Source organism: Methylomonas sp. PHL2-19 (assembly GCF_059331595.1).
The window spans coordinates 1,412,692-1,437,714 of the sequence record NZ_CP196839.1 but is presented as its reverse complement, the minus strand read 5'-3'; the positions used below and the strand labels follow the sequence as shown (position 1 = coordinate 1,437,714).

Annotated in this window: 27 protein-coding genes and 1 tRNA gene; 22 read left to right on the top strand and 6 right to left on the bottom strand. The window is 50.8% G+C overall.

Annotated features, from left to right (window positions below; genetic code table 11):
- Positions 1-82 precede the first annotated feature (82 nt).
- From ACR02O_RS06920 to flgA, 6 genes are all read right to left on the bottom strand, one after another.
- Positions 83-589: a hypothetical protein gene (locus tag ACR02O_RS06920; protein WP_033159282.1), complete on the bottom strand. Its 507-nt coding sequence runs from the start codon at positions 587-589 to the stop codon at positions 83-85.
- A gap of 888 nt (positions 590-1,477) precedes the next feature.
- Positions 1,478-1,554 (bottom strand) — tRNA-Arg (locus tag ACR02O_RS06915).
- 32 nt (positions 1,555-1,586) lie between these two features.
- A complete protein-coding gene (locus ACR02O_RS06910) occupies positions 1,587-2,366 on the bottom strand; it encodes a flagellar brake protein (protein WP_205451278.1) in 780 nt (259 codons plus the stop codon).
- Positions 2,367-2,399: 33 nt separating this feature from the next.
- Positions 2,400-2,894 (bottom strand): flagella synthesis protein FlgN, encoded by a 495-nt coding sequence (locus tag ACR02O_RS06905; protein ID WP_033159270.1) that lies wholly within the window; start codon positions 2,892-2,894, stop codon positions 2,400-2,402.
- Positions 2,895-2,898: 4 nt separating this feature from the next.
- Positions 2,899-3,204 (bottom strand): flagellar biosynthesis anti-sigma factor FlgM, encoded by a 306-nt coding sequence (gene flgM, locus ACR02O_RS06900; RefSeq protein WP_101052429.1) that lies wholly within the window; start codon positions 3,202-3,204, stop codon positions 2,899-2,901.
- Between the two features lie 69 nt (positions 3,205-3,273).
- Complete coding sequence (gene flgA / locus ACR02O_RS06895) at positions 3,274-3,963, bottom strand: flagellar basal body P-ring formation chaperone FlgA (protein ID WP_494523065.1); 690 nt, start codon at positions 3,961-3,963, stop codon at positions 3,274-3,276.
- Between the two features lie 117 nt (positions 3,964-4,080).
- Between flgA and ACR02O_RS06890 the strand changes: the two genes are divergently transcribed.
- The 22 genes from ACR02O_RS06890 (at position 4,081) to ACR02O_RS06785 (ending at position 25,005) form a co-directional block, all read left to right on the top strand.
- Positions 4,081-5,013, top strand: coding sequence for a chemotaxis protein CheV (locus tag ACR02O_RS06890; RefSeq protein WP_020483236.1), 933 nt, complete (start codon positions 4,081-4,083; stop codon positions 5,011-5,013).
- A gap of 38 nt (positions 5,014-5,051) precedes the next feature.
- The gene (locus ACR02O_RS06885) at positions 5,052-5,918 is read left to right on the top strand and encodes a CheR family methyltransferase (protein ID WP_051670501.1); all 867 of its coding nucleotides are present in this window, start codon (positions 5,052-5,054) and stop codon (positions 5,916-5,918) included.
- 178 nt (positions 5,919-6,096) lie between these two features.
- Positions 6,097-6,492, top strand: a complete 396-nt coding sequence (gene flgB / locus ACR02O_RS06880) for a flagellar basal body rod protein FlgB (RefSeq protein WP_033159267.1) — start codon at positions 6,097-6,099, stop codon at positions 6,490-6,492.
- A 2-nt stretch (positions 6,493-6,494) separates the two neighbouring features.
- Positions 6,495-6,911, top strand: coding sequence for a flagellar basal body rod protein FlgC (flgC, locus tag ACR02O_RS06875; protein ID WP_033159266.1), 417 nt, complete (start codon positions 6,495-6,497; stop codon positions 6,909-6,911).
- A gap of 7 nt (positions 6,912-6,918) precedes the next feature.
- On the top strand, positions 6,919-7,599 hold the full coding sequence (locus ACR02O_RS06870) for a flagellar hook assembly protein FlgD (protein WP_033159265.1): 681 nt from the start codon (positions 6,919-6,921) through the stop codon (positions 7,597-7,599).
- A 13-nt stretch (positions 7,600-7,612) separates the two neighbouring features.
- Positions 7,613-8,944 carry a flagellar hook protein FlgE gene (gene flgE, locus ACR02O_RS06865; RefSeq protein WP_033159264.1) on the top strand — a complete coding sequence of 444 codons (1,332 nt, stop codon included), beginning with the start codon at positions 7,613-7,615 and terminating at the stop codon, positions 8,942-8,944.
- Between the two features lie 16 nt (positions 8,945-8,960).
- Positions 8,961-9,704 (top strand): flagellar basal-body rod protein FlgF, encoded by a 744-nt coding sequence (flgF, locus tag ACR02O_RS06860; RefSeq protein ID WP_494523064.1) that lies wholly within the window; start codon positions 8,961-8,963, stop codon positions 9,702-9,704.
- Positions 9,705-9,755: 51 nt separating this feature from the next.
- A complete protein-coding gene (flgG, locus tag ACR02O_RS06855) occupies positions 9,756-10,544 on the top strand; it encodes a flagellar basal-body rod protein FlgG (protein WP_033159262.1) in 789 nt (262 codons plus the stop codon).
- A 15-nt stretch (positions 10,545-10,559) separates the two neighbouring features.
- Complete coding sequence (gene flgH, locus ACR02O_RS06850) at positions 10,560-11,264, top strand: flagellar basal body L-ring protein FlgH (protein ID WP_051670499.1); 705 nt, start codon at positions 10,560-10,562, stop codon at positions 11,262-11,264.
- Between the two features lie 22 nt (positions 11,265-11,286).
- Positions 11,287-12,375: a flagellar basal body P-ring protein FlgI gene (locus tag ACR02O_RS06845; protein ID WP_445367997.1), complete on the top strand. Its 1,089-nt coding sequence runs from the start codon at positions 11,287-11,289 to the stop codon at positions 12,373-12,375.
- A gap of 45 nt (positions 12,376-12,420) precedes the next feature.
- Complete coding sequence (gene flgJ, locus ACR02O_RS06840) at positions 12,421-13,470, top strand: flagellar assembly peptidoglycan hydrolase FlgJ (RefSeq protein WP_494523063.1); 1,050 nt, start codon at positions 12,421-12,423, stop codon at positions 13,468-13,470.
- 9 nt (positions 13,471-13,479) lie between these two features.
- The gene (flgK, locus tag ACR02O_RS06835) at positions 13,480-15,147 is read left to right on the top strand and encodes a flagellar hook-associated protein FlgK (RefSeq protein ID WP_494523062.1); all 1,668 of its coding nucleotides are present in this window, start codon (positions 13,480-13,482) and stop codon (positions 15,145-15,147) included.
- A gap of 9 nt (positions 15,148-15,156) precedes the next feature.
- On the top strand, positions 15,157-16,065 hold the full coding sequence (flgL, locus tag ACR02O_RS06830; protein WP_494523061.1) for a flagellar hook-associated protein FlgL: 909 nt from the start codon (positions 15,157-15,159) through the stop codon (positions 16,063-16,065).
- A 144-nt stretch (positions 16,066-16,209) separates the two neighbouring features.
- Entirely contained in the window at positions 16,210-16,530 is a 321-nt protein-coding gene (locus ACR02O_RS06825; protein WP_458139170.1) for a hypothetical protein, read from the top strand.
- 357 nt (positions 16,531-16,887) lie between these two features.
- Positions 16,888-18,147, top strand: coding sequence for an AAA family ATPase (locus ACR02O_RS06820; RefSeq protein ID WP_494523060.1), 1,260 nt, complete (start codon positions 16,888-16,890; stop codon positions 18,145-18,147).
- On the top strand, positions 18,144-18,863 hold the full coding sequence (locus ACR02O_RS06815; RefSeq protein ID WP_494523059.1) for an RloB family protein: 720 nt from the start codon (positions 18,144-18,146) through the stop codon (positions 18,861-18,863). Before ACR02O_RS06820 ends, ACR02O_RS06815 begins: the two co-directional genes overlap by 4 nt.
- Before the next feature lie 475 nt (positions 18,864-19,338).
- Positions 19,339-19,656 carry a hypothetical protein gene (locus tag ACR02O_RS06810; protein WP_494523058.1) on the top strand — a complete coding sequence of 106 codons (318 nt, stop codon included), beginning with the start codon at positions 19,339-19,341 and terminating at the stop codon, positions 19,654-19,656.
- A 178-nt stretch (positions 19,657-19,834) separates the two neighbouring features.
- Positions 19,835-20,311, top strand: a complete 477-nt coding sequence (locus tag ACR02O_RS06805; RefSeq protein ID WP_494523057.1) for a NifB/NifX family molybdenum-iron cluster-binding protein — start codon at positions 19,835-19,837, stop codon at positions 20,309-20,311.
- 327 nt (positions 20,312-20,638) lie between these two features.
- Positions 20,639-22,090, top strand: coding sequence for a sensor histidine kinase (locus ACR02O_RS06800; protein WP_494523056.1), 1,452 nt, complete (start codon positions 20,639-20,641; stop codon positions 22,088-22,090).
- Positions 22,091-22,110: 20 nt separating this feature from the next.
- Entirely contained in the window at positions 22,111-22,671 is a 561-nt protein-coding gene (locus ACR02O_RS06795; RefSeq protein WP_494523055.1) for a hypothetical protein, read from the top strand.
- A 5-nt stretch (positions 22,672-22,676) separates the two neighbouring features.
- Positions 22,677-24,263, top strand: coding sequence for a sensor histidine kinase (locus ACR02O_RS06790; protein ID WP_494523054.1), 1,587 nt, complete (start codon positions 22,677-22,679; stop codon positions 24,261-24,263).
- Between the two features lie 28 nt (positions 24,264-24,291).
- Positions 24,292-25,005 (top strand): response regulator transcription factor, encoded by a 714-nt coding sequence (locus ACR02O_RS06785; protein WP_225587271.1) that lies wholly within the window; start codon positions 24,292-24,294, stop codon positions 25,003-25,005.
- Positions 25,006-25,023: the final 18 nt, after the last annotated feature.

The following is a 25,023-nucleotide window of genomic DNA, read 5'->3' as shown; positions in this document are numbered from 1 at the left end:
CCGGCCTCTGTTCAATAGGCATAAAAAAACCGGGTGGAGTACTGGACTCCAACCGGCCTAAAAGCCCAATGATAACTTGGGATTAAACGACCTGTTTACGACGACCTATATACAGAAAGCCCATCAATGCACTCGTCATAAACCATACAGAAGCAGGGAGAGGCACGCTAGTGACAGGATTTTGATTAGCGGCTGCTTTCAGATCAAATCCAAACAGAAAGCTTAAGTTGTTGGTAATCACGCCAGGTTTTACAAAGGACAACAAGAAGGTATTAGGAGCGCTCAGCTCGTAATTACCGGCTTCACTAACCCAACCGCTTGCTGTCAACAGGCCCAATTTAAAAGGGCTAGCAGAGGCAAAGCTACCTACACCGTTAAAAGTGTACACAGGTGCATCAGCAGCCAGATCAGCGGTAGCAGCAAAGATACCGAAGGTGTCACTTGAAGTAAATGGGAATGCACTAGAGCCGAAGGAGATAAAATTACTATCGCCGTCAGTAGCTTCCCAAATGATGCCTGCTGAGCTTGCAGTCGAAACTGCAAACAGGCAAACAGCAAGCCAAAGTTTTAAAGATAAAAGCATTTTCATGGATTGTTCCCCATTTTCACTTACGTTAACAAACGGCTATCCTTTAGCCACCTTATACTCCGAAGCCGATATTGCATAACAACATCAGCTTTAGCAGAGTTCTGTCTGCTTACTACGAGTCTTCAACTCTCGTAAGCCGCTACTGCCGAACATTCGTTGATCGCAAGGCAATAGCTCAAAATGGTTAATCCCTGAAACAGAGATCAAGTTTAATAGATGAATTGATATATTCAAACGACTTTACTGAAACGGCGCTTTTTACAAAGGCATGGCAACCACTTGAATAACCTGGCTACATAGGGTGCATACCCCTCCGGCTTTCTCCCTAGACTTATCCCTATACCACGGCATAAACCACTGAATGCAAGCCGCGCTACCCACCACCAATCGCTCCCAACTCTACCGCGCAATATAATGCGCCACAATCCATTGCTAATACAGAAACCCCTTCCACCTTTATGAATAGTCGTGCATCTGTCGGACAAATCGGTTGTTCAAAACTAAAAAACCGCAATTAGAAATTGGGTATGCCGAGATTCTACAGCCGGCAACTTAATCCTTTATTAACAAAATATTAAGTTTTGATTAAAGCCTTTAACGAACGATGCTTTGCTGGCTGGGCTACCACCCTGTAAGACCGACTATTGAAGTTCATCAGCGTGCCAAACTGGCATGAATCATGGTCGCTACAAGACTAATATTGAAGATAGCGGATGCGCCGAAAAATAAGCTCGCACGGGAAAACTATTTCAAAACGCCATCAGCGTTGAGCGCACATAGGAGTTGGATTTGCAAAAAACTATGCCTCATGTCCAGACTTTAAACCGGCGTTTGATGCAACGATTGCGAGAGCTTTGGTCAGCCAAAAGCAGTTCGTAACGGCTGTTATGGCGTCCCGGAGACGATTCGAACGTCCGACCTGTCCCTTAGGAGGGGACCGCTCTATCCTGCTGAGCTACCGGGACCTTAGAGCGTGATTTTACCACAGGCCAGAAGACTAGGCTTTCTGTTTTCTAATCTCCACGCGCTCAAGTGAAGTGATGAAATAGGACAGCTTGGATTGGCTTTTTGCAGACAGATTTTCGAATAATCCGCCGATTTGCACTTTGGCTGATGCCGCCGATACCGGCTTTACAAAGCGTACGGACAGATCAAAATCCATAACATAATCTTCAAAGGTGATTTGGCAGTTTTTGACGATATCGCCGCGCTGAACCCGCGCCCTATTAACGGGAACGGTAATCCCCGCTCCGCCTCTGGATAAATCGAACAGACTACCTCCTACCGAAATACCCGTGCGCTGCACAACTCCGGAAAACGGAATATCGATACTGCTAATTTCCAGGCGCGGGGTGCGCCGCCGCTGGGGATAAAACACGCGATCAGGGAATGGGGCTTTGTAGTAATTGATTCCCCTTGAATGACCGACTTCGATTCCCGCCAGATTAAACGATAAATGGATACCCTTATGAAAGGTAGAGAGTTTCAGCGAGCGATTAAGCAACAGAAAATCGTTACCGTGTTTAGGCATCAGCTCGTCGAGGATAATGACCTTCTTATCCAGTTTGACTGCCAATATTGAAGAACTAAAGTCCTCACCCTCAACCTGAACCGTACATAGCGGCGAACTATTTTCAATTTCCCCCAGTAATTTGGCAATCTTGTCGGAATCGGTAATAAAGTTGGGGTTCTCAAAACTCAATAGCTCGTCATCATCATCGTGAGCGGGCTCCGTCGGCAACGGTTTTGAAAATAAATGCTTGAGTTTTCGCAGCATATGAGCGACCTGTCTGGTTATTCGTCGCTCAGTCTACACCGAAATTAATGTATGCGAAAACAGCTCGTTGCGGGTAACGCCATCAGGCCCATAGGTAGCAGCTAACGGCGACTTGCCTCTTAAGATTTGCAGTGATCTTTGCGTATGTCGACTCAATAACGCAATGCTGGCACCGTTTTGTTCGTTAATTGTGCGACAGGTTTGAGAGAGCCTAACGATGTGATTCCAATAATTCCAGGATTCGGAAATATTGATACCGGCGGATTTAGCTTTGACCAGATAGGCTTTCATGCCATCGTTACTCACCACCAGTTGCTCGGTGGCGAGTACCTGCCCAAGTTGCTTGGTGAATTGCTCAAGCTGGGCAACCAGATCTTTTTTGTGGGTAGCGATTGCCGATATGGCATCCGCATCGGTTTTTTGTTTCAGGTTTGCGGCTTCGGCGTTCAGCAGCTCGTGCAAACTTTGCGTTGCTTTTAAACCGTTATTTAATAGTTTTTCGGTGATTTGATAAGTTTTCTCTATCATGACGTTATGTGCTATTGGTTAGTTGACCTTCAAATTGCAACATTTTCTCGGCAACGCGCTCGGCGTTGACTTGATAGCTGCCGTCCTGCACAGCGGCTTTTATGGCCGCCACACGGTCTTCGTTCACCACGGGGGCGGTAGCGCTTGCAGCAGTTGCCGATTTAATGTCCAGAGCGGTCGCTGTGATGTTGACTGTGTCCGTGGAGGCGCCGCTGACGGGCTTCTCTTTAAGTTCGGCCGAGTCCTTAACCGCTGGTTTTGCCGGTAGCGGTGTGCTAACAGATTTGCTGGTGATAGGGTCGATAGCCATGACGGTATTCCTAAATTAGTTTTATCTGTAGCATTTAGCGGCATCATCATAAATTCCTTTAACGCTTTATCAAAAATAAACCGATACCTGACCGGAATCCACCACGGTGGCCTGGATTACCCGTTGCGAAGACAAGTTTTTTACATTGATTTTCTGACCTTTTGCGCCATCCGCCATCGCCGTGCCGACCGCGCTAATCAGCACTCCGGCCTTGCCCGATTGAATATTCACCCGCTCGCCCCGCTTGACCAACGTCAACTCGGTAACGTGCAGCTTACTCAACACACTGCCGGCGGGAATATTACGTACCGCCTGCTTATCAACGACATCATCCAACTCAGTCAGATAACCCTGTTGCAACAAGCCAATATCGCGAGTTTCCGTAGTCAAATACTCGGCACGAATCACATCATTGCGCTGTAATGAACGATTCAGGACCAGTACGTCTTTAAACGACCTTACCGATACCATGCTGTAAATCGTCCAGCCTCTTTCGCCTTGGCATCGCACCCCCACCGTATTCCTGCCAGGCTTTATTTCGCCGGATTGGGTAAATACTTGTAATGGTTGTTCGCACTGCGACAATTGCAAACGCGGATCAATTTGCGCTCCGCCTATTTCGTACTTGCCGCCTGGAGCAAGATTGGTGCTGATGTATTGGTTAACCGCATCCTGGATTAACGGCACCGACTGCATCGGCCCCGCTAACGCTGTTTCGCAGACCAACAGCCAAATCACTCTCAAATTTTTGATCTTCATTGCAGTCGCCATTTTTTTGACTTTTGCAAGAATACAGCACGAAACATACCAGTAATTTTATAAAGTAAAAAAAAGCAAAGTGTCTATAATTGCAAGCAGTATATTTCAGGGGGTTTTATGGCCGGAGTCTTAGACGGAGTCGATCAGCGCACCAAACTAGCGGGGCACAACAGATTCGAACTCTTGTTGTTTAAACTTGTTAGTAAACAACGCTTTGGGATTAATGTTTTCAAAGTTCAGGAAGTGATTCAATGCCCGCCCTTAACGCAAATTCCCAATTCACATTCGGTGATTTGCGGCGTGGCCCACCTGCGCGGTAAAACCATTCCCGTACTCGATTTGTCGATGGCTATCGGCATGAGACCCTTGGTCCGCGACGCCGGCTGCTACGTCATCGTCACCGAATACAACCGTTCCATTCAAGGCTTTCTGGTCGGCTCGGTAGACCGGATCATTAATATCGGTTGGGAACAAGTAAAAGCCCCACCTACCGGCACCGGCAAAGAAAGCTATCTAACTGCAGTGACTGAAATCGACGGTGAGCTGATAGAGGTGATTGACGTCGAAAAAGTGATGAAAGAAGTCATCGGCGGCCGCGAAGAAGCTTCTGCAGAAATCATCGACATGGAAGTAACCAGCAAAAACGATCATATCTTGGTAGTGGACGATTCATCGGTGGCCAGGAACCAGGTTAAACGGGTCTGCCAGCAAATCGGCATCGAATGTACGCTGCTAAAAGACGGCCAAGAAGCCTGGGATCATTTAAACGCGCTGGTGGCCGACGGCATCGATATTCAGGACAAATACTCGATGATCATCTCCGATGTAGAAATGCCGCGCATGGACGGCTATACCCTAGCTACCAAAATCAAGGCCGACCCCAACATGAAAAAAATCTATTTGATTTTGCATACTTCATTAAGCGGCGTGTTTAACACATCAATGGTCCAAAAAGTCGGCGCTAACGAATTTCTGGCCAAATTTGACCCAGACTCGTTGATGAATTCCATTCAGCATCAGCTCAAACTTTATCATGCAGCCCATTCCTGACCGATACTCGAGACGCCGTCCAGCCGCAAAGCTTAGACATGTTGAACCAGGCTGAACCGGGTAGTCCGGCGGGTAAAATTATCGACATTTCCGCCGCGGAGTACCAAACCATACAACAATTCCTCAGCCAGAGCTGCGGCATCGAGTTGGGTGACAGCAAACAATACCTGGTAAAAAGCCGATTATTGCCCTTGATGGGCAAATTTGAATTCACAAGTTTCGCTGAACTAGCCAACAGCCTGCAATCCGCGTCATTTTCCGCGCAAAAAATCAAAAGCGCCGTCATCGACGCGATGACCACCAATGAAACGTTCTGGTTTCGCGACGAACGGCAATTCGTCGAACTCAAAGACAAGGTCTTACCCGGCTTGTTAAACAGCAAAAACGGCAACGTAAGAGTTTGGTCCGCCGCCTGCTCATCCGGCCAAGAACCCTACTCGATAGGCATCTGCGCCCTGGAAGCCATCAGAGCCTCCAGCAAATCCCGCTCCGTGCAAATTATCGGCACGGACATCTCGGAAGCTATCCTCGAAGAAGCCAAGCGAGCGGTTTATTCGGAAGCCGCACTATCTCGCGGCCTGGATAGCGCGGCAAAAGCCCGGTATTTCCACAAAAATTACGACGGCTACTTACTTAGCCCGGAAGTCAGCCAACTCGTGCGTTTTCAACAATTCAACCTGCTCAAATCGTTCACTGCCTTGGGCCGTTTTGACCTGATCTTCTGTCGCAACGTCCTGATCTATTTCTCCGATCAAGTTAAACGCGACATCCTCTCCCGCATGGCTGACAGCCTGGAACCCGGCGGCTATCTGTTCCTCAGCAGTACCGAAGCGATGCCGACAGGCTTAAACAGCTTTGAATTGGTTCGTTCCGGCTTAACCAGCTACTTCAAAAAAATCGGTTAAGTCGCTCGTCAGTTTATTGACGACTTAACACAGCGGCAGCATTTTGCCGCCCCGCCCGAAGCACTGTTTTTTGACACTCTCGCCATCCCTAAAATCCGCTACACAAATGAAATAACAGCACATTTATTTTATGGCACATATACTGCTTTAAAGTTTAAAAAACCCAAAGGTGGCAATTATGGCTATTAATTTCGACAGTGCCTTAGGCATTCATCCGCAAGCATTAGCGTTGCGCGAAAAGCGCAGCGAAATTCTGGCATCAAACCTGGCCAACGCCGACACGCCCGATTACAAAGCCCGCGATCTGGACTTCAAGTCGGTGTTTCAACAAACCCTGGCCGGGGCAGGATCAGAGCTGAAACGCAGCCAGCAAGGCCATCTGTCTAGCCAGAATAATGTACTCGGCGCAGACCTGCTGTACCGCAATCCGCAACAAGCCTCGCTGGACGGCAATACCGTCGAATCGCACATCGAACAAGCCAAATACGCAGAAAACGCCGTGCAGTACGAAGCCAGCTTACGGTTTATCAACAACAAGTTTTCCGGCCTGATGTCGGCCATTAAAGGAGAATAACCATGTCTGCATTTCGCATCTTCGATGTCGCCGGCAGCGGTATGAACGCGCAAAACCTGAGACTCAATCTGGTCGCCAGCAATATTTCCAACGCCAACAGCGTCAGCAGCAGCATCGACCAGGTCTACAAATCCCGTCAACCGGTGTTTGCCGCCGAACTGAAAAATGCAATGGACAAGAACAGCACCGCCAGCGGCGTCAACGTGCTGGGCGTCGTCGAAAACCAAGCGCCGCCGGTGATGGAATATGCCCCCAATCATCCGTTGGCGGACGCGACCGGCTACATCTATAAATCCAACGTCAACACCGTGGAAGAAATGGCCAATATGATGTCCGCTTCCCGCTCCTACGAAAACAATGTAGAGGTGTTGAATACGGCTAAAAACCTGATTTTGCAAACCCTGAAAATGGGACAGTGAGGCATTTATGACCAGCGCAATAGACACCTTTAAAAGTCTCGGCTTGGCCACTACCAGCTCCGACACATCAAGCGGCGTAAAAAAACAAAGCTTGGGGCAAGACCAGTTTCTGAAACTGCTGACCACGCAAATGACGCATCAAGACCCGATGAAGCCCATGGACAACGGCGAATTTCTTGGCCAGATGGCGCAATTCAGCACCGTATCGGGTATTCAAGATCTACAGGCTTCGTTCAAAGAGTTTGCCAGCTCGCTCAGCTCAGACCAAGCCCTGCAAGCAGCCGGCTTGGTTGGCCGCCATGTTTCGGCACCCTCCAAGGAAGCTTTGCTGGGTGCCGGCGGCAGCGTCTCGGGCGATTTCGAAATGCCCAGCAGTTCGCCGAATGTCAGCGTGAAAATCATAGACCCGCAAACCGGCGCCATCATCAGAGAAATCGATATGGGCGCACAGTCGGCGGGCACTACCACCTTCGAATGGGACGGCAAAGACAGCAATAAACAATTTGCCGACCCCGGCGTCTACAAAATTCAAGCGGAAGCCAAAATTGACGGCGTCAATACGGTATTAGCCACCAATATTAAATCGCTAGTGAAAAGCGTGACGATGGGCAGCGGCAGCAACGGCCTGCAAGTCAATCTGGACGGCGTCGGCACCGTAAAATTCAGTCAAATTAAACAAATCTTGTGAAGGAGAAGGCATCATGGCTTTTACAACAGCATTAAGCGGCTTAAACGCCGCATCCAACAATCTGGCGGTGACCGGCAACAACATTGCCAACGCCAACACCGTAGGCTTTAAAAAGTCGCGGTCGGAATTTGCCGACGTTTACGCCTCCAGTCTGGGGGGAGTCAGCAACACCACGGCCGGCGCCGGCGTCAGAGTTGCCAACGTCGCCCAACAATTCAACCAAGGCAGCTTGTCGTTCACCGACAACAATCTGGATTTGGCGATCAGCGGCGAAGGCTTCTTTACCATGGCCAAAAGCCCAACAGAAACCAATGACATCACTTATACCCGGTCCGGCGAATTCAAACTGGACAAGGACGGCTATCTGGTTAACAACCAAGGCAAATCACTGATGGTTTATAAACCCAACGGCACTGCAGTCTCCGACGGCTTCAGCACCGGGGTGACGCAACCGGTGCAGATCAATACCCTCACCGGTTTACCCAGCGCCACCGACACTGTCTCTCTGGCGGTAAATCTCAACGCCAACGAAACCGTTCCCAGCGTAACTCCGTTCGACCCAACCAACAATAACTCCTACAACTCGCAAACCTCGGTGACTGTTTACGATTCGCTGGGTTCGCCGCATATTCTTTCCACCTATTATGTGAAAGGCGCCTCGACAGCCTCCACTACGAATTGGAGTGTGTATCATTTTATGGCCGAGCCAGCCACCCCAAACGCCCGAACCTCCATCAATGCCGGCACCTATGGCACGGCGGTCGCCGCCCCGGCCACGACCACCACTTTGCCGACACCGGCCGTGATGACTTTTGATTCCTCCGGCAAATTACAATCCCCGGTGTCCGGACGCTTCGCCTTGAGTGATTACACCATACTACCGGCGACCGGCGCGGCCCCTGTGAAAGTAGGCACCATGGACTTCTTCGGTTCCACCCAGGTTCAGGAAAAGTTCAGCGTGAATACGATGACGCAAAACGGCTTACCGGCCGGACGCTTGACGGGCATTGATATTGACGACGAAGGGGTGATATTTGCCCGCTTCAGTAACGGCGGCTCGCAAACCATGGGTAAAGTGGCGTTGACCCGCTTCGCCAATACCAACGGCTTGGCCAAAATCGGCGACACCGCTTGGGGACAAAGCGCCAACTCCGGGGAACCGATTCCCGGTGAGGCCGGTGCGAATAACTTCGGCCTGATTCAGGCCGGCGCGTTGGAAAGCTCGAATGTCGAGCTATCCGCGCAACTGGTCAACCTGATCGTCGCCCAACAGCATTACCAGGCCAATGCGCAAACCATCACCACTGAAAACAGCATTATGCAAACCATACTGCAGATTCGGTAATTAATGGGGAATAACCATGGACCGTAGCCTATACATTGCGATGAACGGCGCCAAGCAGACCTTGCTGGCGCAAGGCGCCAACGCCAATAATCTGGCCAACGCCCAAACCACCGGCTTCAAGGCCGATTTCGAGCAATTTCGCGCGATGCCGGCTTTCGGTCCCGGTTATCCATCAAGGGTGTATTCGATGACCGAACGCCCCGGCACCAACATGGCCAGCGGCAGCATCCATACCACCGGCCGCGACCTGGATGTCGCCATCAACGGCCAAGGCTGGATCGCGGTGCGTAATGCAGAGGGCCAGGAAGCCTATACCCGCGCCGGCGATCTTCGACTAACTCCCGAAGGCTTATTGCAAAACGGCGCCGGACTTTCGGTACTCGGCGAAGGCGGCGAACCCATCACAATTCCGCCAGCCCAAAAACTAGAAATCGGCACTGACGGTACCATCTCCATTGTCCCGCAAGGTGTCAATGCCACCAACAGCGTGATTGTTGAACGGATCAAGCTGGTCAACCCCGATCCGGCCAATCTGGAGAAACGCGAAGACGGCTTGATGCACGCCAAGCAAGCCGGCGCCATACCGGCCGACGCCACTGTCACACTGATTCAAGGCTCGCTGGAATCCAGTAACGTCAATGCTTTGGCGGCGATGGTGGAAATGATAGAGCTGTCTCGCAACTTCGAATTGCAATCCAAAGTCATGAAAAACATCGATGACACATCAGGCGCCAGCGCCAAGCTGATGCAAGTGGCATAGTTTCTGCTTAACTCCTGATAAGACAAAAAATTGTCAGATTAGGAGATTGTCATGACAGAACGAGCACTATGGGTCGCAAAATCCGGTTTGGATGCCCAACAAACCCGCATGGCGGTTATTTCCAATAACCTGGCCAACGTCAACACCACCGGCTTCAAGAAAGCCAGACCGATTTTCGCCGACTTGATGTATCAAAACGTCCGTCAAGCCGGCGCACAGTCCACCCAGAACACCCAATTACCCACCGGCTTACAGCTAGGCACCGGGGTGCGCACGGTAGCTACCGAAAAACTGCACACCCAAGGCAATATTCTACAAACCGGCAACTCGCTGGATATAGCGGTCAGCGGACGCGGGTTTATGCAGATTTTAATGCCCAACGGCGACATCAACTACACCCGTGACGGCTCGTTCAAAATGGACTCCACCGGCCAAGTGGTCACCTCCAACGGCATGCCGCTGGAACCGGCCATCACCATTCCGCAAGACGCGCTGAGTGTCACCATCGGCCAGGACGGCACGGTCTCGGTCACCCAACCCGGCGCCGCGGCGGCCAATCAAGTAGGCCAAATTCAAATTGCCGACTTCATCAACACCGCCGGCTTGGAGCCGATTGGCGACAACCTGTTCCGGGAAACTGTCGCCAGCGGTGCGCCGATTATCGGCGCGCCTGGCGAGAACGAACTTGGCACCATGATTCAAGGTTCCTTGGAAACCTCAAACGTCAACGTCGTGGAAGAGCTGGTCAACATGATAGAAACCCAGCGTGCTTATGAGATGAACTCCAAAGCCATTTCCACCACCGACCAGATGTTGTCCTTTGTCACGCAACAACTTTAATTCAGGACAAAGCTCATGAATACATTCATCACACGGCAAGCAGGCGGCAAAATTTTGCTGGTAGCGGCAATCGCCTTACTGGCAGGCTGCGATACCTTGCCAAAACGCGACCCCGACTTCGCCCCGGTACAACCCGCCGATTTGCGGCCGCCCCAACAAAGCAACGGCGCGATTTACCAGGCCGGCTACGACATGCGCTTATTCGAAGATCATGCCGCGCGCCGGGTCGGCGATATTTTGACGGTAACCTTCGACGAAAACACCAACGCCACCAAGCAAGCCAATTCCAAGGCCAGTAAAAACTCTGACATCAATATCAAAGGCTCTGCCCCAACTCTATTCGGCGTCGCCAGCGAGGCTTTGCTTGGACATGACCTGGCCTCATCGCTCGAATACAGTACCGACCGCAGCAGCGAAGGCAAAGGCGACTCCCGGCAAAGTAACCGGTTGACCGGCAGCATGAGCGTGACCGTGGTCGATGTATTGCCCAACGGCAATCTGCGCGTGCGCGGCGAAAAACGTGTGACGCTGAACGACGGCAGCGAATATATCCGCCTGTCCGGCATCGTAAGGCCTATTGACATCAACGTCGCCAACACCCTGGCCTCCAGCAAAGTGGCCGACGCCACAATTATGTACACCGGCGACGGCGCCTTGGCCGACAGCAGCAAGCCCGGCTGGATCTCGCGAATTCTTTCCAGCCCCTTGTTTCCTTTCTAGCTGAGGCTGACGGAGAAATCTGATGAACAAAATACTCTTTTCAATCGCCTTACTGCTCTTGGCAAATACCGCGCAAGCGGAACGCATCAAAGACATCGCCGCCATCGCCGGCGTGCGCACCAACCAATTGGTGGGCTACGGCCTGGTGACGGGTCTGGATAAAACCGGCGACAAAACCAAATTTACCGGCCAAAGCCTGCGCAGCATGATGGGCAAGCTGGGCCTGACCTTGCCGCCGGATACCGATCCCAAAGCCAAAAACGTCGCATTGGTCAGCATTCACGCCGACCTGCCCGCTTTCGCCAAACCCGGTCAAAAAATTGACGTCACGGTCTCCTCGATAGGCGATGCCAAAAGCCTGCGCGGCGGCTCGCTGTTGATGAGCCCCTTACGCGGTGCCGACGGTAATGTTTATGCGGTGGCCCAAGGGAATTTAGTGGTGGGCGGCCTTAGCGCCGGCGGCCAGGACGGCTCAAAAATTACCGTCAACAATCCATTGGTGGGCCGGGTACCCAACGGCGCCACGGTGGAACGCATCGTACCCAGTTCATTCGATCAAAGCGCTGACCTGGTGTTTAACTTGAATTCCGCGGACTTCACCACCGCGCAGCGCATGGCCGATTCCATCAATAAGGCCCTAGGTGCCGACACCGCGCAAGCCGTCGATGCTACTTCGGTCAGTGTCAGAGCGCCGGTTAATCCCAACCAACGGGTCGGCTTTGCTTCCGTTATCGAAAACCTGGAACTGGCCCCCGACGATGCGCCCGCCAAAGTGATTGTTAACTCGCGCACCGGCACCGTGATTATCAACAGCAAGGTCAGAGTACAACCGGCCGCGGTGTCTCATGGCAGCCTGACGGTGACGATCAGCGAGAACCAACAAGTCAGCCAGCCCAACCCGTTATCCGGCGGCAGTACCGTAGTGACACCGCAATCCAATGTCTCGGTCAAAGAAGACAAGAACCACATGTTTGTCTTCAACCCCGGCGTATCGCTGGACGAGATCGTCCAAGCGGTAAACGGCGTCGGCGCCGGCCCCAGCGACTTGGTGGCGATTTTGGAAGCCTTGAAATCCGCCGGCGCGCTCAGAGCCGAGCTGATCGTGATTTAAACAACGTAATACAGCCGCCAATTGCATGATTTTTTGGAGATTCCCATGTTAAACGTAGACAGCGCTTCGGTTTATACCGACTTCAACGGCCTGGCGAAACTTAAACAAGGCGCCCGCGAGCAATCGCCCGAGGCGATCAAGGAAGTCGCCAAACAATTCGAGTCGGTGTTTTTAGGCATGATCATGAAAAACATGCGTCAGGCCAAATTATCCGAAGGCATTTTGGATAGCCAACAAACCCAGTTTTACCAAGACATGTACGACCAACAAATGTCCGTGCACCTGGCCGGCAAACCCGGCATCGGTTTTGCGGATTTGATTGCTCAACAACTGTCGCCCAAACAAAACAAAGACGAAGAACAAGACAAACAACTGTCCACTGGCGATTTCTTGAATCGCGCGGCCGGCACCGGCGCCAGCAACAACCCCGACAAACACCAATCGCTGCGGGCCGGCAGCGAAGAGGCGGAAGAGCAGATGCCGCTGGATGCCTCCGGCTTAAGCAGCCTGGAACGCAGTTTGGCCCGTTTGGAACGTAGTCAAAATGCGCTAGCCGACCAATGGCAAACCCTGGACGACAAAGTCAGCAGCGAAAATGATCGGCCGCTAACCTCCAGAGACGAGTTCGTTAACCAATTGCGTCCGCATGCCGAACAAGCCGCGCGCAGCCTGGGAGTGGATCCCAATGTCTTGCTGGCTCAAGCGGCATTGGAAACCGGCTGGGGCCAAGGCATGGTGAAAAATCCCCAGGGCGACAACAGCTTTAACTTGTTCAATATCAAGGCCGACAGGTCCTGGCAAGGCAAACAAGCCAAAACCATGACGCTGGAATATGCCGGCGGTGTCGCCAAAAAAGAAATGGCCGGCTTCCGGGCTTACGATTCCTATAAAGAGAGCTTCGACGATTACGTGAACTTTATCAAAACCAATCCGCGTTACAGCGAAGCTTTGAAAAAAGCCGGCAACGCCGGACACTATTTACACGAGCTGCAACAAGCCGGTTATGCCACCGATCCGCGGTATGCCGAAAAAGTCATGACGATCTACCACAGCCAAACCGCGGCCCAGGTAGCAGCTCTAAAAAGCGCGGGATAGGAGGCGACCATGGCCATTGGCATTCTCGGAAACGCATTGTCGGGGCTGACGGCGTTCCAACGCTCGCTGGAAACCACCAGCAACAACATCAGCAACGCCAACACCGAAGGCTACAGCCGGCAGCGCGTCGAACTGGCCACCCGCCCCGAGCAATTCACCGGCAACGGCTATATGGGCAACGGCGTCGAGGTTGCTAATATCACCCGCAGCTACGACCAGTTCATCAGCAATCAGGTCCGCTCCAGCACCGCGACGTTTCACGATATAGACAGTTTTTACACCTTGTCCTCGCAAATCGACAATATCACCGCCGACGAAACCACTGGTCTGGCGCCGGCCATGAAAAGCTTTTTCGATGCGATCGACAGCGTTGCCAACGATCCCAGCTCGGTGGCCGCCCGCCAGGTAATGCTGACCGAAGCCGAATCCCTGACCCAGCAATTCAACACCATGAGCGCCCGCTTCGGCGACTTGCGTAAGCGTGTCAACGATAACATCACCAGTTCGGTGCAAGAGCTAAACGGCTTTGCCAAAACCCTGGCCGAATTGAATGTGAAAATCGTGTCGGACATCGGCCGCTCGTCCGGCAAGCAAATGCCCAACGAGTTGATGGATCAGCGCGATCTATTGCTGACTAAAATTGCCGAAAAAGCCGATGTTTCCTATGTCGCCCAAGCCGACGGCTCTTACAACGTGTTTATCGGCAAGGGCCAACCACTGGTGTTGGGCAGTGCGGCGTCCACGCTATCGGTTGTAGGCGACAGTAACGACGTCAATCAAAAGTTGATCATGCTGAATGGCCAGGATATTTCAAAACAGTTATCCGGCGGCGAAATCTCCGGCAATTTGCGCTTTAGAGATCAAGTACTGGACCCTGCGCAACAACAGCTGGGTTTGCTGGCAACCGGTTTGGCTACGGAATTTAACAATATTCATAAAGCCGGCTACGACATCAACGGCAACACCAATGTGGCGTTTTTTGATTTGAATTCGCCTACTCCGCAAGTGAAAGCCACCGTCAGCGACAGCACCTTGGTGGTTTCCAGCGCATTTGTTGCCCCAACATCAGCATCCGGCTTGGGCGCCGCTTACCGGCTTGATGTGACCGCAACGGTGCCGGCGGCCACTTTCAGCCTGACCAATTTAAGCGACAATACAACAACGGCCGGCTTAAGCGCCGCCACTCTGGCGACCACCGCCGCCACTAACGGTTTTAGTATCAGCTTTAGCGGCGGTTCACTGACCATTGGCGACTCCTTCCAGATCAGCCCCAACTTTAATGCCGCCGCCAAAATCAAAGTGAACGCGGCCATCACCAATCCCAGACAAATTGCTGCCGCCAGCGCCACCGGCCTGCCCGGCGACAACAGCAATGCGCTGAAATTGGCTAACCTGGAAACCCAGGCAAAAATGTTCGGCGGTAAAGCCAGCTTTACCCAAGTGTATGGGCAAATGATCTCGGATGTGGGTTCGCAAACTCATGCCGCCTCGGTGGGTCGCACCGCGCAGGAAACCCTGCTAAAGCAAGCCACCAGCGCCAAGGAAAACGTATCCGGCGTCAACTTGGATGAAGAAGCTGCCAATCTCATCAATTTTCAAAATTCGTATCAGGCAGCAGCCAAAGCCGTGTCGGTGGCTAACTCACTGTTCGACACGCTGATCGGGGCATTTCGCTAGGAGATTATTATGCGCATTTCAACTTCATGGAATCATCAGCTCGGCCTTAACGCGATGTTGGATCAGCAATCCAAACTCAGCGAGACTCAGCTAAAACTATCGTCCGGCAAGAAATACCTGAGCCCGGCCGAAAATGCGGTCGCCGCCACCAGTATGATCGACCTGAATCACAACATTAAGGAAAATGAGCAATACCAAGTCAACATCGGCGCGGCGCGGCAAAGGCTCGACCTGGAAGAATCCGGTCTGGATAATGCCGGCAGCGTGTTGCATAGAATCAGGGAATTGACCGTACAAGGCTTGAACGACAGTAACACCGCCACCAACCGCAAACAAATCGCGATGGAAATCGATGAGCTGAACAAGCAATTGCTCAGCATCGCCAACACCAAAAATGCCAACGGCGAGTATATTTATTCCGGATACAAAACCGACCAGGCCGCATTTACCGACACCCCGGCTTACGCCTATCAGGGTGACGCCAACCAACGTAGTATCGCGATTGGCCCCAGCCGGCAAGTGACCGACGGCGACCCCGGCGAGTCGGTATTCGGCAGTATTCAAGTCGCGCCGCTGACAGCAGGCAGCATCAGCAACGTGTTTCAAGCAGTCGCGCAAATATCCGCCGATTTAAAAACCAACACCCCCAACAAGAACTCGCTGAACGACATCGATACCGCTCTGGTGCGCTTCGATACGATACGCGCCTCGGCCGGCGCCCGTTTAAACGCCTTGGACGATCAGGAAAATTTAAACGCCGACTACATTCTGGACAACAAATCCACCGCCTCGGACATCGGCGATCTGGACTACGCGGAAGCTTTGAGCAAATTCAATCTGCAACAAATATCGCTGCAAGCCGCGCAGCAAGCCTTTACCAAGGTACAAAATCTGTCGTTGTTTAATTACATTTCGTAATTTTTTGGCACCGGGATTATCCATCCCGGTGGGCACCTGTATGGTCTGTATTGCCTTCCGATGTTAAGATTCTTGGGGCTGAGCAAAATCAAGCAGCAAGACGATTTAGGTCAATTAAGTTGATTTAGTGACGGAAGGCATAAAATGGCAAAAACCATGAGCTGGCACCGCATCACCCTCTCCCGCCAGGAATACGAATCCGGTGAAATCTACGTGCTGTTAGGCGCTTTCCGAGCCGCCTACGTGGCGCGAAACGGCCCCGAGGGCATGGCGATGTTCGGCGGCTGGTCCGACGACGACACGGCCTTCCTGGTTTACACCACGCCGAGATCGGTACGCCACATCACCCCAATCCTAGACGCCTATTCGGCCAAACAAAGCAAAACTCCTGATCCGTCCGGTCTATCGTTGATATATGGCGACGAGTCCGGCTTCTCTTCCTTCGAGATGGGTTTTGAAGCCTGATGTAGTTCCGGGTCTTTGTGAATTGTTTTTAAACCTATCGCAAACCTGATTTTCCGGTAGGCGTTCTGGAGTAGGTTGATGGGCAAATTTCGGCCAATTGCGGACCGCTGGGTTAGCGTTACGAATGGCAGCATTGGAATATACACTCGTCTGTCAACATATCTAAAAGCCTGATTGCAAGGCCTTGCTGGGAATGTAATGACTTCGGTAAGTATTGGTGAGGGTTGTTATTTTAGTGCGTTTTAGTGCGTTTTAGTGCGTTTTAGTCCGATTACGTCTATACTTCAATAGATTAAGCCTATTTTTTGCACAAAACATGCAATTTTTCATTATTTCTGTCACAGCTAAACACAAATCATGCTAGTTGAATTCAGCGTTGCTAACTTTAAGTCGATTAGGGAGCAACAAACGTTAAGGCTTACTCCAGTTAAAGCTTATAAGGAACATCCTGATAATCTGTTTTCTACCGGCGGCCAGCCAAGCGAATTACTTCGTACCGTGGCGATTTATGGAGCCAATGCGGCAGGAAAAACATCGTTACTGGATGCCTTGAACTTCATGGAGAAATTTATTCTTAACAATAGCAAGATGAATGAAGGCGAGGAAACCGACACGATCCCGTTCAAATTAGACAATACCTCCTACCTAGAACCATCCACGTTTGAAGTTGTATTTATCGATAAAGGCGCACGGTATCAGTACGGCTTTGCCGTAAACCAGGAAGCAGTATTGAATGAATGGCTTTATGTTACTCCAAAAAACTCAGTACAAACCTGGATTGAACGCGATGGGGAAGATAAAGAGCAATGGATTGTACACAGAAATCTAGCCAAAAAAGCGGATAGAGAGGCTTGGAAACGCCGGACACGCAATAACTCTTTGTTATTATCCGTAGCGGTGCAAGATAATTCAGAAACATTAAAACCCGTATTTAATTGGCTTAGAAATAAAATTGTCTTTCTTTCAGAAGGATATATTGGTTATACAGCTAACAAAATCCAAGATAGTGAGCTTAAGAAGAAAGTTCTACGCTACCTCAATACTGCTGACTTATCTATTATCGACCTTGATGTCGAAGAAAAAAAATTGGATTTGGACGATTTAAAAAATTTTGAACAAGAAAACGGTAGTATCCCTGATAGACTTAGAGTCGCCTTTGAAAAGGGTAATTTGAGTAAATTCAAAGTAAATTTAACGCATGTCAAAGACCAACGTGCCCCACTTAGTTTAACTGAAGAATCTGAAGGCACCCAAAAGCTATTTGGCTGGGCATTTCCTATTATTGATATTTTAGAAAATGGGCGTATTGTTTATATTGACGAGTTAAACAATAGCTTACACCCATTTATCGTAAAGATGATTATCGATTTATTCAATAACCCAGAAACCAATCCTAATAATGCCCAGTTAATTTTCACGACTCACGATATTTCGGTATTAAAAAATGATATTTTCCGCCGCGACCAAGTGTGGTTTGTTGAAAAAGATAGCGAACTCGCGACTCAACTTTACCCGTTGAGCGATTTTTGCCCACGATCTAATGAATCGCTGGCAAAAGGTTATTTAGAAGGAAAGTATGGTGCCGTCCCTTTCATCGGTGAGTTTAATTGGCAATGAGCGATAAGCTTTTTCAAAGAAATAAGAAAAAAGCAGACGATCTAAAAAGACAACAAGTTAAACAGGCGGCTGTCATTTTAGCGGTTTGCGAAGGTGAAACCGAAGGCGATTATATTCGCCATTTACGAAACACTTGGGGCATTGAAAACAAAATTCATTTGATTGATGCCACTCAGCATGTATGCCTTAAAACGTTTTCAGAGATTCAAAAAGCTCCACCCAAAATCGGTGAGGTTACGTACGGGTCATCGCCCATTAGCGTTGTTGATTATGCCGTTGCAGTTGCTCAGAAACGCAAAACGCCGTTTAAACCGTACGAATACATATATTGCCTATTCGATAAGGATGATCCAGATGCATTCACCAAAGCTTGCCAACGAACCAAATCTGTTCGTGGCGGTGAATTAATAAAAATAACCTCTGTTCCGTGCTTTGAATATTGGATGTTATTACACTTTGAGAAAGTGGACTCTCCGCTAGGATCCGAAAATAACACAATAAAACGGCTCAAAAAGCATATAACTGATTATAGTCACACTAATAAGCGTATTAATAAAGATCGATTTGATCTCTTGAACAATGGCAAAAATATAGAATACGCAATCGACAGGTCTAAATCACTATTCAAACAACAAAGTCAATTGAACACGGATGATCCGACAACTAAAATGTTTGAATTAATGAATGTACTGACTAGATTTAAGCCGAAGGGCTAATCAGAAACGAACTCCAGTCTTTGCAGGATTTCAAACTTCAGCCAGCACCGTAAATGCGGAGCGTATCGTTGGCGGTTAGTGTGATTTAGGATATTGCCACTAGAAGCAGAGCCGTGCGCAACCTAACTTTGCATTGACCGACAGCTTACTGTTTTGCTGCTGCCATTGATCTCAAAGCTTTGAATGTCGTCGATGGGTCGGTTTTACCCGCTTAATCCTGACCGAGCAACTTCCGCCAATTTACACCTGCTGTAGCGCTAACATTTCAAGTCGGATTGCGGTGGTTGATTAAGCGCAACTGCTGCCATTCAAACATCTGCGGTTCAACAGGGTCTTGTTTGTTACAAACGCAACAGATACTCACAGGATTTTCTACTTATTAATCAATAACTTATAAATTGGCGCGAAATATGAATTAAGCAAGCCGTGCACAAATCAATGCTATGTCCGGTTGTTCATCATTATCACGGCGTTTATGTCTGAAATCATCCCGTTTCCCGTTCCCAACCAACAACAAAAATCGGATCTTGATGCGGTTATCGATGCAGCGCTAAAGGCTATCCCGAGGCAAGACCGAGAAAAGCTCAGGTTTGAGTTGATCAAAACGATAGACAGCTACGATGCCTTTTTTTCTGAATGGGCTTTGAGCCTACCCGAGGATAGTAACGAAACTCTCAGAAAACAAATTTACGATATTGCCCATCAGGAACATGACCGAAAAATACAAATGCTGAAAGACATTATGCGACTGAAGATTAAAGAGCTGGTTGCGGAATACCGGCAACGAAAGTAGCGCGGTTTGTACCGAACTCGTAAAAAACTACGGCTGGTGCGTCCTTCGACAGGCTCAGGTCGAACGGTATTCAAGGGCCGGATTTAAGTAAGGCACGGATCAACAACTCCAAAGACCATCGACTTTAGGACTTTGCCTTCATCGATCTTTGGCCCAAATATTTATTAAGGAGTGTCATATGAATCAACTTGCCGATGTAAACAGTGTCGCGGAGCTGGAAGTCGATGCGAATAAGCTGATCGTGGCTTTTGCCAGTTCCGATGGGGAAATGGTTAATCAGCATTTCGGGTCATCCTTGGGATTTCATGTCTACGCCATAGACGGCAGTTCCGCGACGCCTTTGGCGGCTAAGTCGTTTGGTAAGGAACAGCGTGACGGGAATGAAGAGAAATTAAAGCCTAAGCTGGCCTGGTTAACCGGCTGCGATATGGTTTATTGCGGCTCGGTTGGTGGCACAGCCACCAATGAATTAATCAAATTGGGCGCTCATCCGGTCATCGTTAAAGGCGGTCCCGACATTGAAGAAATCATTGCCGAGTTACAAAAAGACATTACCGGGGCCATGTCACCGTTGCTGGAACGTATTTTTAAACAAAAATCCGGTAAAGATCAGAGCCGTTTTGCAGAGATGGCTGACGAAGAATGGGCTGAATAATCTGCCGGGCAATTTTGCCTTAATACCCTCCAACTCTACTACCCCTGTCCTTACATTTCCGGGTAGCGTCATCCCCGCAGCAGCGATGGTATGTGAAGGCCGGGCGCAAATAATCGCACGCTTGGGCCGGCGACCGACATTTGCGCCACCATCGCCAACGCTAAACCACCTTTTTCTAAACTCAGGGCATCCGGCCTGCGCCTCCCGATATTTGCCGCCGCCAGCCTTATGGCCGCTGGGCAATGCCGTTTGCGACGGATTTAGGGCCAATTTTTAGGATACCGTTTCAACTATACTATGGAGTGATTTATTGCTTCTCGCACAAGGATGAAATTTAAAAATTTTTTATCGTTAAAGTCCCTGATCATTCTGGGCTTTGTCATTGCGGTGATTCCGCTGTTTCTGGCCGTGATGTACGCTGCTTTTGGCATGCGCGAGACCTCGGCGCTGGGCCGCACCGTCAACACGCATGTCTTCGAACAAACCAAAACCATCCGCCTGGTTTTACAAAAAGCCTCCGATATAGAGCGCAAGGCCAAACTGTTTGTGTTGCTGTCCGACCCGACGCTGCGCCAACCCTACGAACGGCAATCCTACGAAACCGTGCGGGCCTCGTTTAAACAGGCTTTGGGTGATTTACTAAAACTGCACGTCGATAACAAAATCGCACTGCTGGTCAATGAATTATCCGAAAAAGAAAACCTGATTTACCAGCAAATCATCGGCTCGGATGACGAAAACAATCTGGAGCTACCGATAGACGAAGCTTTTCAGGGCTTGCGCGAATCCGCCGCCACCCTATCGCGCGAGTTTGAAAACCACGTCGATCACGAATTCAACGAACTGCACCAATTGTCCGAATCGCTGGAGCATGGCCTGTTGGTTAAAGGCGCAGTATTACTGGCGATTTCGTTCGGGGTGATTGCCGTTCTGTTGATCGTATTGTCGCGTTCGATGCGGCAACTTGATCTTTCGATCCGCCGTTTGGGCGCGGGCGAGCTGGCCGAACCGATTCTGGTGAACGGCCCGTCGGATTTACGTTACCTGGGCAACCGTTTGGAGTGGCTGCGCACTCGCTTACTGGAACTGGAAGTGTCCAAGCAACAATTTATGCAAAACGTCGCCCGCGAGATAGAACTGCCGTTGGCAAGCCTGCGTCAGGATGCCGAATTGCTGGCCGGCGAAACCGACTACGACCCCAACAGCATGCGGCAAGCCACTGTTTTGCATTTATGCGCCAATATCGAAAAGTTAAGCGCCGTATCCGAGGAATTACTGCGCTACAGTCGGATCAATTCCCTGCCCGACATCAATCGCAAGGAAAGCGTAAACATCAAAGATATGCTGGAAACCGTCGTTGACGATTTTCAACCGGTTTTAAGCAGTAAAGCCATCGCTATCCGCATGCTGGCAAGGCCGGTGGAAATTGCCGGCATTCCCGAACAATTGCGGGCAATCATCGAACAATTGCTGACCAATGCCGTGAAATTTTCGCCGGAAGGCGGTGAAATTCGCGTCATATTACGCGACGCCGGTACTTTGATGGAACTGGAAGTGGAAGACGAAGGCCCCGGTATCGCCATCGACGAACGCGATCATATCTTCGAGCCGTTTTATCGCGGCAAGGCCGGCGATACCGGCGACGGCCCCGGCCTGGGCTTGGCCATCGTCAAGGAATACGTCGCCAATCATCAAGGCAAAGTGGAAGTCATCGATGCCCGTCAAGACCAACAAGGAGCCCGCATCAGGGTTCAAATTCCGTTAACCGGGGAGAATTAAGCAACATGCAGGCACAATTCATGCGCGTATTGACACTGATCGCATCATTGTTGGCAATCAGCGGCTGCGCCGAGATGGATTCCAGCGTCAAGGAACATTTTCCAACCGTTTACAGTGCGCCGGTGGTGCATTCGGACATAGACGAGTTGCTGGATTTTGGCAACAATCTGGCCAACATGACCACGGCGAGCCGCACCGAGACATGCCGGTCTTTGATGAAGCGCCAAAAAGACGAACCCGAGATTGGCGTGTTACTGCATTTGATGGTAGGCCGCCTATTGTCAGATGCCTGTGGCGACATTCCCAAAATTCTCGATGAAATTGCCGGCATTCCGCCCGCAGGCCTGAGCGACGAACGGATGCGCCACCTGGTTGCCATTCACACCGAAGCATTAAAACGCATCAACAGCGCATCAAGAAAACTCGGCTCATTGGAACGCAAACACAAAACCGTGCAAAACGTGCTGGAAACGAAAGACGCCGCCGGCTCCAAGAAAGAAGAATCAAGACTGCTGCGCGAGAAACTGGAAGCCATCCGGTCGATGGAAAAGCAACTGGACGAGACTAGCGAAGGCAAATAGGGCCAATGTTTCGGTTTCGCTTGGCGATAGTCATTGTTGTTTCTTTCTGCTTTGTGTTGAGTTTGGGCATTGCCTTGTATTGGGGCGCCGACGAAGTAGCGCGCTATTTTCAACACAGCCAAACCGCCTACGAAACCTTCGACGATTACGAACAGCTTTCGCAGGAAGCTTATCGCCATTTCAAGCAACGCATGGACCGGCTGATCACCGCCAACCCCAATTCGGAAACCGGCGTGGAATCTTCCAAACGCCGTCTTTACGAGGCCATGCAAACCCTGCGCGACACCGCCGTCAAAGCGCCGGACACAGACAGCGCCAGCGAAGAATGGACCAATAAGCCCGCGGAATTGGAGAAAGTCGCCCATCTCACCGCTTTCCTGGAAGCCAGCGAATATCGCTTCGAAGAAGTGGAGCGGCTGCGCTTGCAAGGTAAGCTGACTAATGCCGTGCAGGCTTTAGCCAAGTTCACAGAAGAGGAAATCGACGGTAAATTCCAACCCCTAATCGACGCCGCCATCAACGCCGAACGGGAAAAGGCCCAAAAAGCCAAGCGCGAGTTGGAAATGTTGGTGGAAAAGTCGCGCTGGACGGCGATTTTAGCTTCGTTAACCGCGGCGTTATTCAGCTTGGTAGCCGGCATCATGTTGCTGCGCGCGTTTAAAAAACCTATCGAAGCGCTAATGAAAGGCACGGACGAAATCGCCTCCGGCAACCTGGATTACCGCATCGCTTTGGACAGCCGCGACGAATTTGCCTATCTGGCCAGCCACTTCAATCAAATGGCCAAGGAACTGGAAGTTCAACAAGATAAACTACGCGAAGGCCGCGCCGTGTTGGAAGAGCGAGTGACCGAGCGGACCTTTGAGCTTAATCTATTGAACGAGGAATTAAAGCGCATGGATAATGCCCGCCGTGAGTTTTTGGCGGACATCAGCCACGAACTGCGCACGCCGATCACGGTGATTCGCGGCGAAGCGGAAGTGACGTTGCGCGGCCAGGACCGCGATGCCGAAGAATACAAAGACGCATTGCAACGCATCGTCGAGCTGTCGATGCAGTTGGGTAAATACGTGAACGATTTACTATTTCTGGCCCGCGCCGACACGGCCAATCTGCAATTTGAATGGAATAAAGTGGATTTGGCGGATTTGGTAGCCAGCAGCGTCGAGGATTTTCAAGTGATGGCGCAAGAATATTCGATTTCTGTCAGCCTGGACGCGCCTTCCGGACCGTTACTGGTGCGCGGCGACAAGCAGCGGCTACGGCAGGTGTTGTTCATTCTGGGCGAAAATGCCTGCCGCTATTCCAAACCGCTCGGGCATATCGCTGTGGCGTTATGGCGCGACGGTAAACAGGCCTGCTTCAGCCTGACCGATCAGGGCATAGGCATACCCTCCGAGGATCTGGATCGAATTTTCGAACGCCACTTCCGCAGCAGCAATGCCCAGCATTCCCGAGACGACGGCTCCGGCCTGGGTTTGCCGATGGCCAAATCCATCCTGCAAGCCCACGGCGGGCAAATCGCGGTACGTAGCGTCGAAAACGCCGGATCGACATTTACGGTTACACTACCCCTGCTTACGGTAGCATAGGACGGATTTTCATATGAATGATAAATACATGACAACCAATACTCTGACGGGAATAGGCTATATGCGGGTACTGATGGTTGAAGACGACGAGCGTATCATCGATTTCGTGCAACGCGGCTTAAAAGCCGAGGGCTATGCCGTGGAGGTGGCCCGTAGCGGGCAAGAGGCCATTGCCTTGGGTACCGAAGGCAGCTTTCAGGTGATTATTCTGGACTTGGGCCTGCCGGACATGAACGGCCGGCAGATTTGCGAACGCTTGCGCAGCAACGGCATCGACACCCCGATTTTGATGCTGACCGCGCGCGATACCGTGCAAGACAAAGTAGCCGGCCTGCGCTCCGGTGCCGACGACTATATGACCAAGCCGTTCGCCTTTGAAGAATTGCTGGCTCGTATCGAAGTTTTACTCAGGCGGCGCGGCGGCGAAGTGAAGCAGGACGATAAGGAATTGCGTATCGAAGACCTGGTACTTAATGGCGAAACTCACGAGGTAAGACGCGGCGATAACGTTATCGAGTTAACCCCCAAGGAGTTTGCCTTGCTGGAATGCTTTATGCGCATGCCGGGTAAAGTATTGAGCCGCACACGCATTCTGGAACAAGTCTGGGGCTATAGCGCCGATCCGCTGACCAATGTGGTGGATGTTTATATTCGCCAGCTGCGGCGGAAGATCGACGACGATTACGAGCTGAAATTGCTGAAAACCGTGCGCGGCTTTGGTTACAAAATGGATGCGTCGTGAGTTGGACGTGCGAAATTT

Excerpts from the sequence above, each read along its gene's own strand:
- ACR02O_RS06845 (WP_445367997.1), top strand. The coding sequence starts at position 11,287 with ATGAACAAAATACTCTTTTCAATCGCCTTACTGCTCTTGGCAAATACC.
- flgM (WP_101052429.1), bottom strand. The coding sequence starts at position 3,204 with ATGGCTATCGACCCTATCACCAGCAAATCTGTTAGCACACCGCTACCG.
- flgB (WP_033159267.1), top strand. The coding sequence starts at position 6,097 with ATGGCTATTAATTTCGACAGTGCCTTAGGCATTCATCCGCAAGCATTA.
- flgC (WP_033159266.1), top strand. The coding sequence starts at position 6,495 with ATGTCTGCATTTCGCATCTTCGATGTCGCCGGCAGCGGTATGAACGCG.
- ACR02O_RS06790 (WP_494523054.1), top strand. The coding sequence starts at position 22,677 with ATGTTTCGGTTTCGCTTGGCGATAGTCATTGTTGTTTCTTTCTGCTTT.
- ACR02O_RS06890 (WP_020483236.1), top strand. The coding sequence starts at position 4,081 with ATGGCCGGAGTCTTAGACGGAGTCGATCAGCGCACCAAACTAGCGGGG.
- flgA (WP_494523065.1), bottom strand. The coding sequence starts at position 3,963 with ATGAAGATCAAAAATTTGAGAGTGATTTGGCTGTTGGTCTGCGAAACA.
- ACR02O_RS06810 (WP_494523058.1), top strand. The coding sequence starts at position 19,339 with ATGTCTGAAATCATCCCGTTTCCCGTTCCCAACCAACAACAAAAATCG.
- ACR02O_RS06815 (WP_494523059.1), top strand. The coding sequence starts at position 18,144 with ATGAGCGATAAGCTTTTTCAAAGAAATAAGAAAAAAGCAGACGATCTA.
- ACR02O_RS06820 (WP_494523060.1), top strand. The coding sequence starts at position 16,888 with ATGCTAGTTGAATTCAGCGTTGCTAACTTTAAGTCGATTAGGGAGCAA.
- ACR02O_RS06795 (WP_494523055.1), top strand. The coding sequence starts at position 22,111 with ATGCGCGTATTGACACTGATCGCATCATTGTTGGCAATCAGCGGCTGC.
- flgK (WP_494523062.1), top strand. The coding sequence starts at position 13,480 with ATGGCCATTGGCATTCTCGGAAACGCATTGTCGGGGCTGACGGCGTTC.
- ACR02O_RS06785 (WP_225587271.1), top strand. The coding sequence starts at position 24,292 with ATGACAACCAATACTCTGACGGGAATAGGCTATATGCGGGTACTGATG.
- flgE (WP_033159264.1), top strand. The coding sequence starts at position 7,613 with ATGGCTTTTACAACAGCATTAAGCGGCTTAAACGCCGCATCCAACAAT.
- flgG (WP_033159262.1), top strand. The coding sequence starts at position 9,756 with ATGACAGAACGAGCACTATGGGTCGCAAAATCCGGTTTGGATGCCCAA.
- ACR02O_RS06825 (WP_458139170.1), top strand. The coding sequence starts at position 16,210 with ATGGCAAAAACCATGAGCTGGCACCGCATCACCCTCTCCCGCCAGGAA.
- ACR02O_RS06870 (WP_033159265.1), top strand. The coding sequence starts at position 6,919 with ATGACCAGCGCAATAGACACCTTTAAAAGTCTCGGCTTGGCCACTACC.
- ACR02O_RS06920 (WP_033159282.1), bottom strand. The coding sequence starts at position 589 with ATGAAAATGCTTTTATCTTTAAAACTTTGGCTTGCTGTTTGCCTGTTT.
- ACR02O_RS06800 (WP_494523056.1), top strand. The coding sequence starts at position 20,639 with ATGAAATTTAAAAATTTTTTATCGTTAAAGTCCCTGATCATTCTGGGC.
- ACR02O_RS06885 (WP_051670501.1), top strand. The coding sequence starts at position 5,052 with ATGTTGAACCAGGCTGAACCGGGTAGTCCGGCGGGTAAAATTATCGAC.
- ACR02O_RS06910 (WP_205451278.1), bottom strand. The coding sequence starts at position 2,366 with ATGCTGCGAAAACTCAAGCATTTATTTTCAAAACCGTTGCCGACGGAG.
- flgF (WP_494523064.1), top strand. The coding sequence starts at position 8,961 with ATGGACCGTAGCCTATACATTGCGATGAACGGCGCCAAGCAGACCTTG.
- ACR02O_RS06805 (WP_494523057.1), top strand. The coding sequence starts at position 19,835 with ATGAATCAACTTGCCGATGTAAACAGTGTCGCGGAGCTGGAAGTCGAT.
- flgL (WP_494523061.1), top strand. The coding sequence starts at position 15,157 with ATGCGCATTTCAACTTCATGGAATCATCAGCTCGGCCTTAACGCGATG.
- ACR02O_RS06905 (WP_033159270.1), bottom strand. The coding sequence starts at position 2,894 with ATGATAGAGAAAACTTATCAAATCACCGAAAAACTATTAAATAACGGT.
- flgJ (WP_494523063.1), top strand. The coding sequence starts at position 12,421 with ATGTTAAACGTAGACAGCGCTTCGGTTTATACCGACTTCAACGGCCTG.
- flgH (WP_051670499.1), top strand. The coding sequence starts at position 10,560 with ATGAATACATTCATCACACGGCAAGCAGGCGGCAAAATTTTGCTGGTA.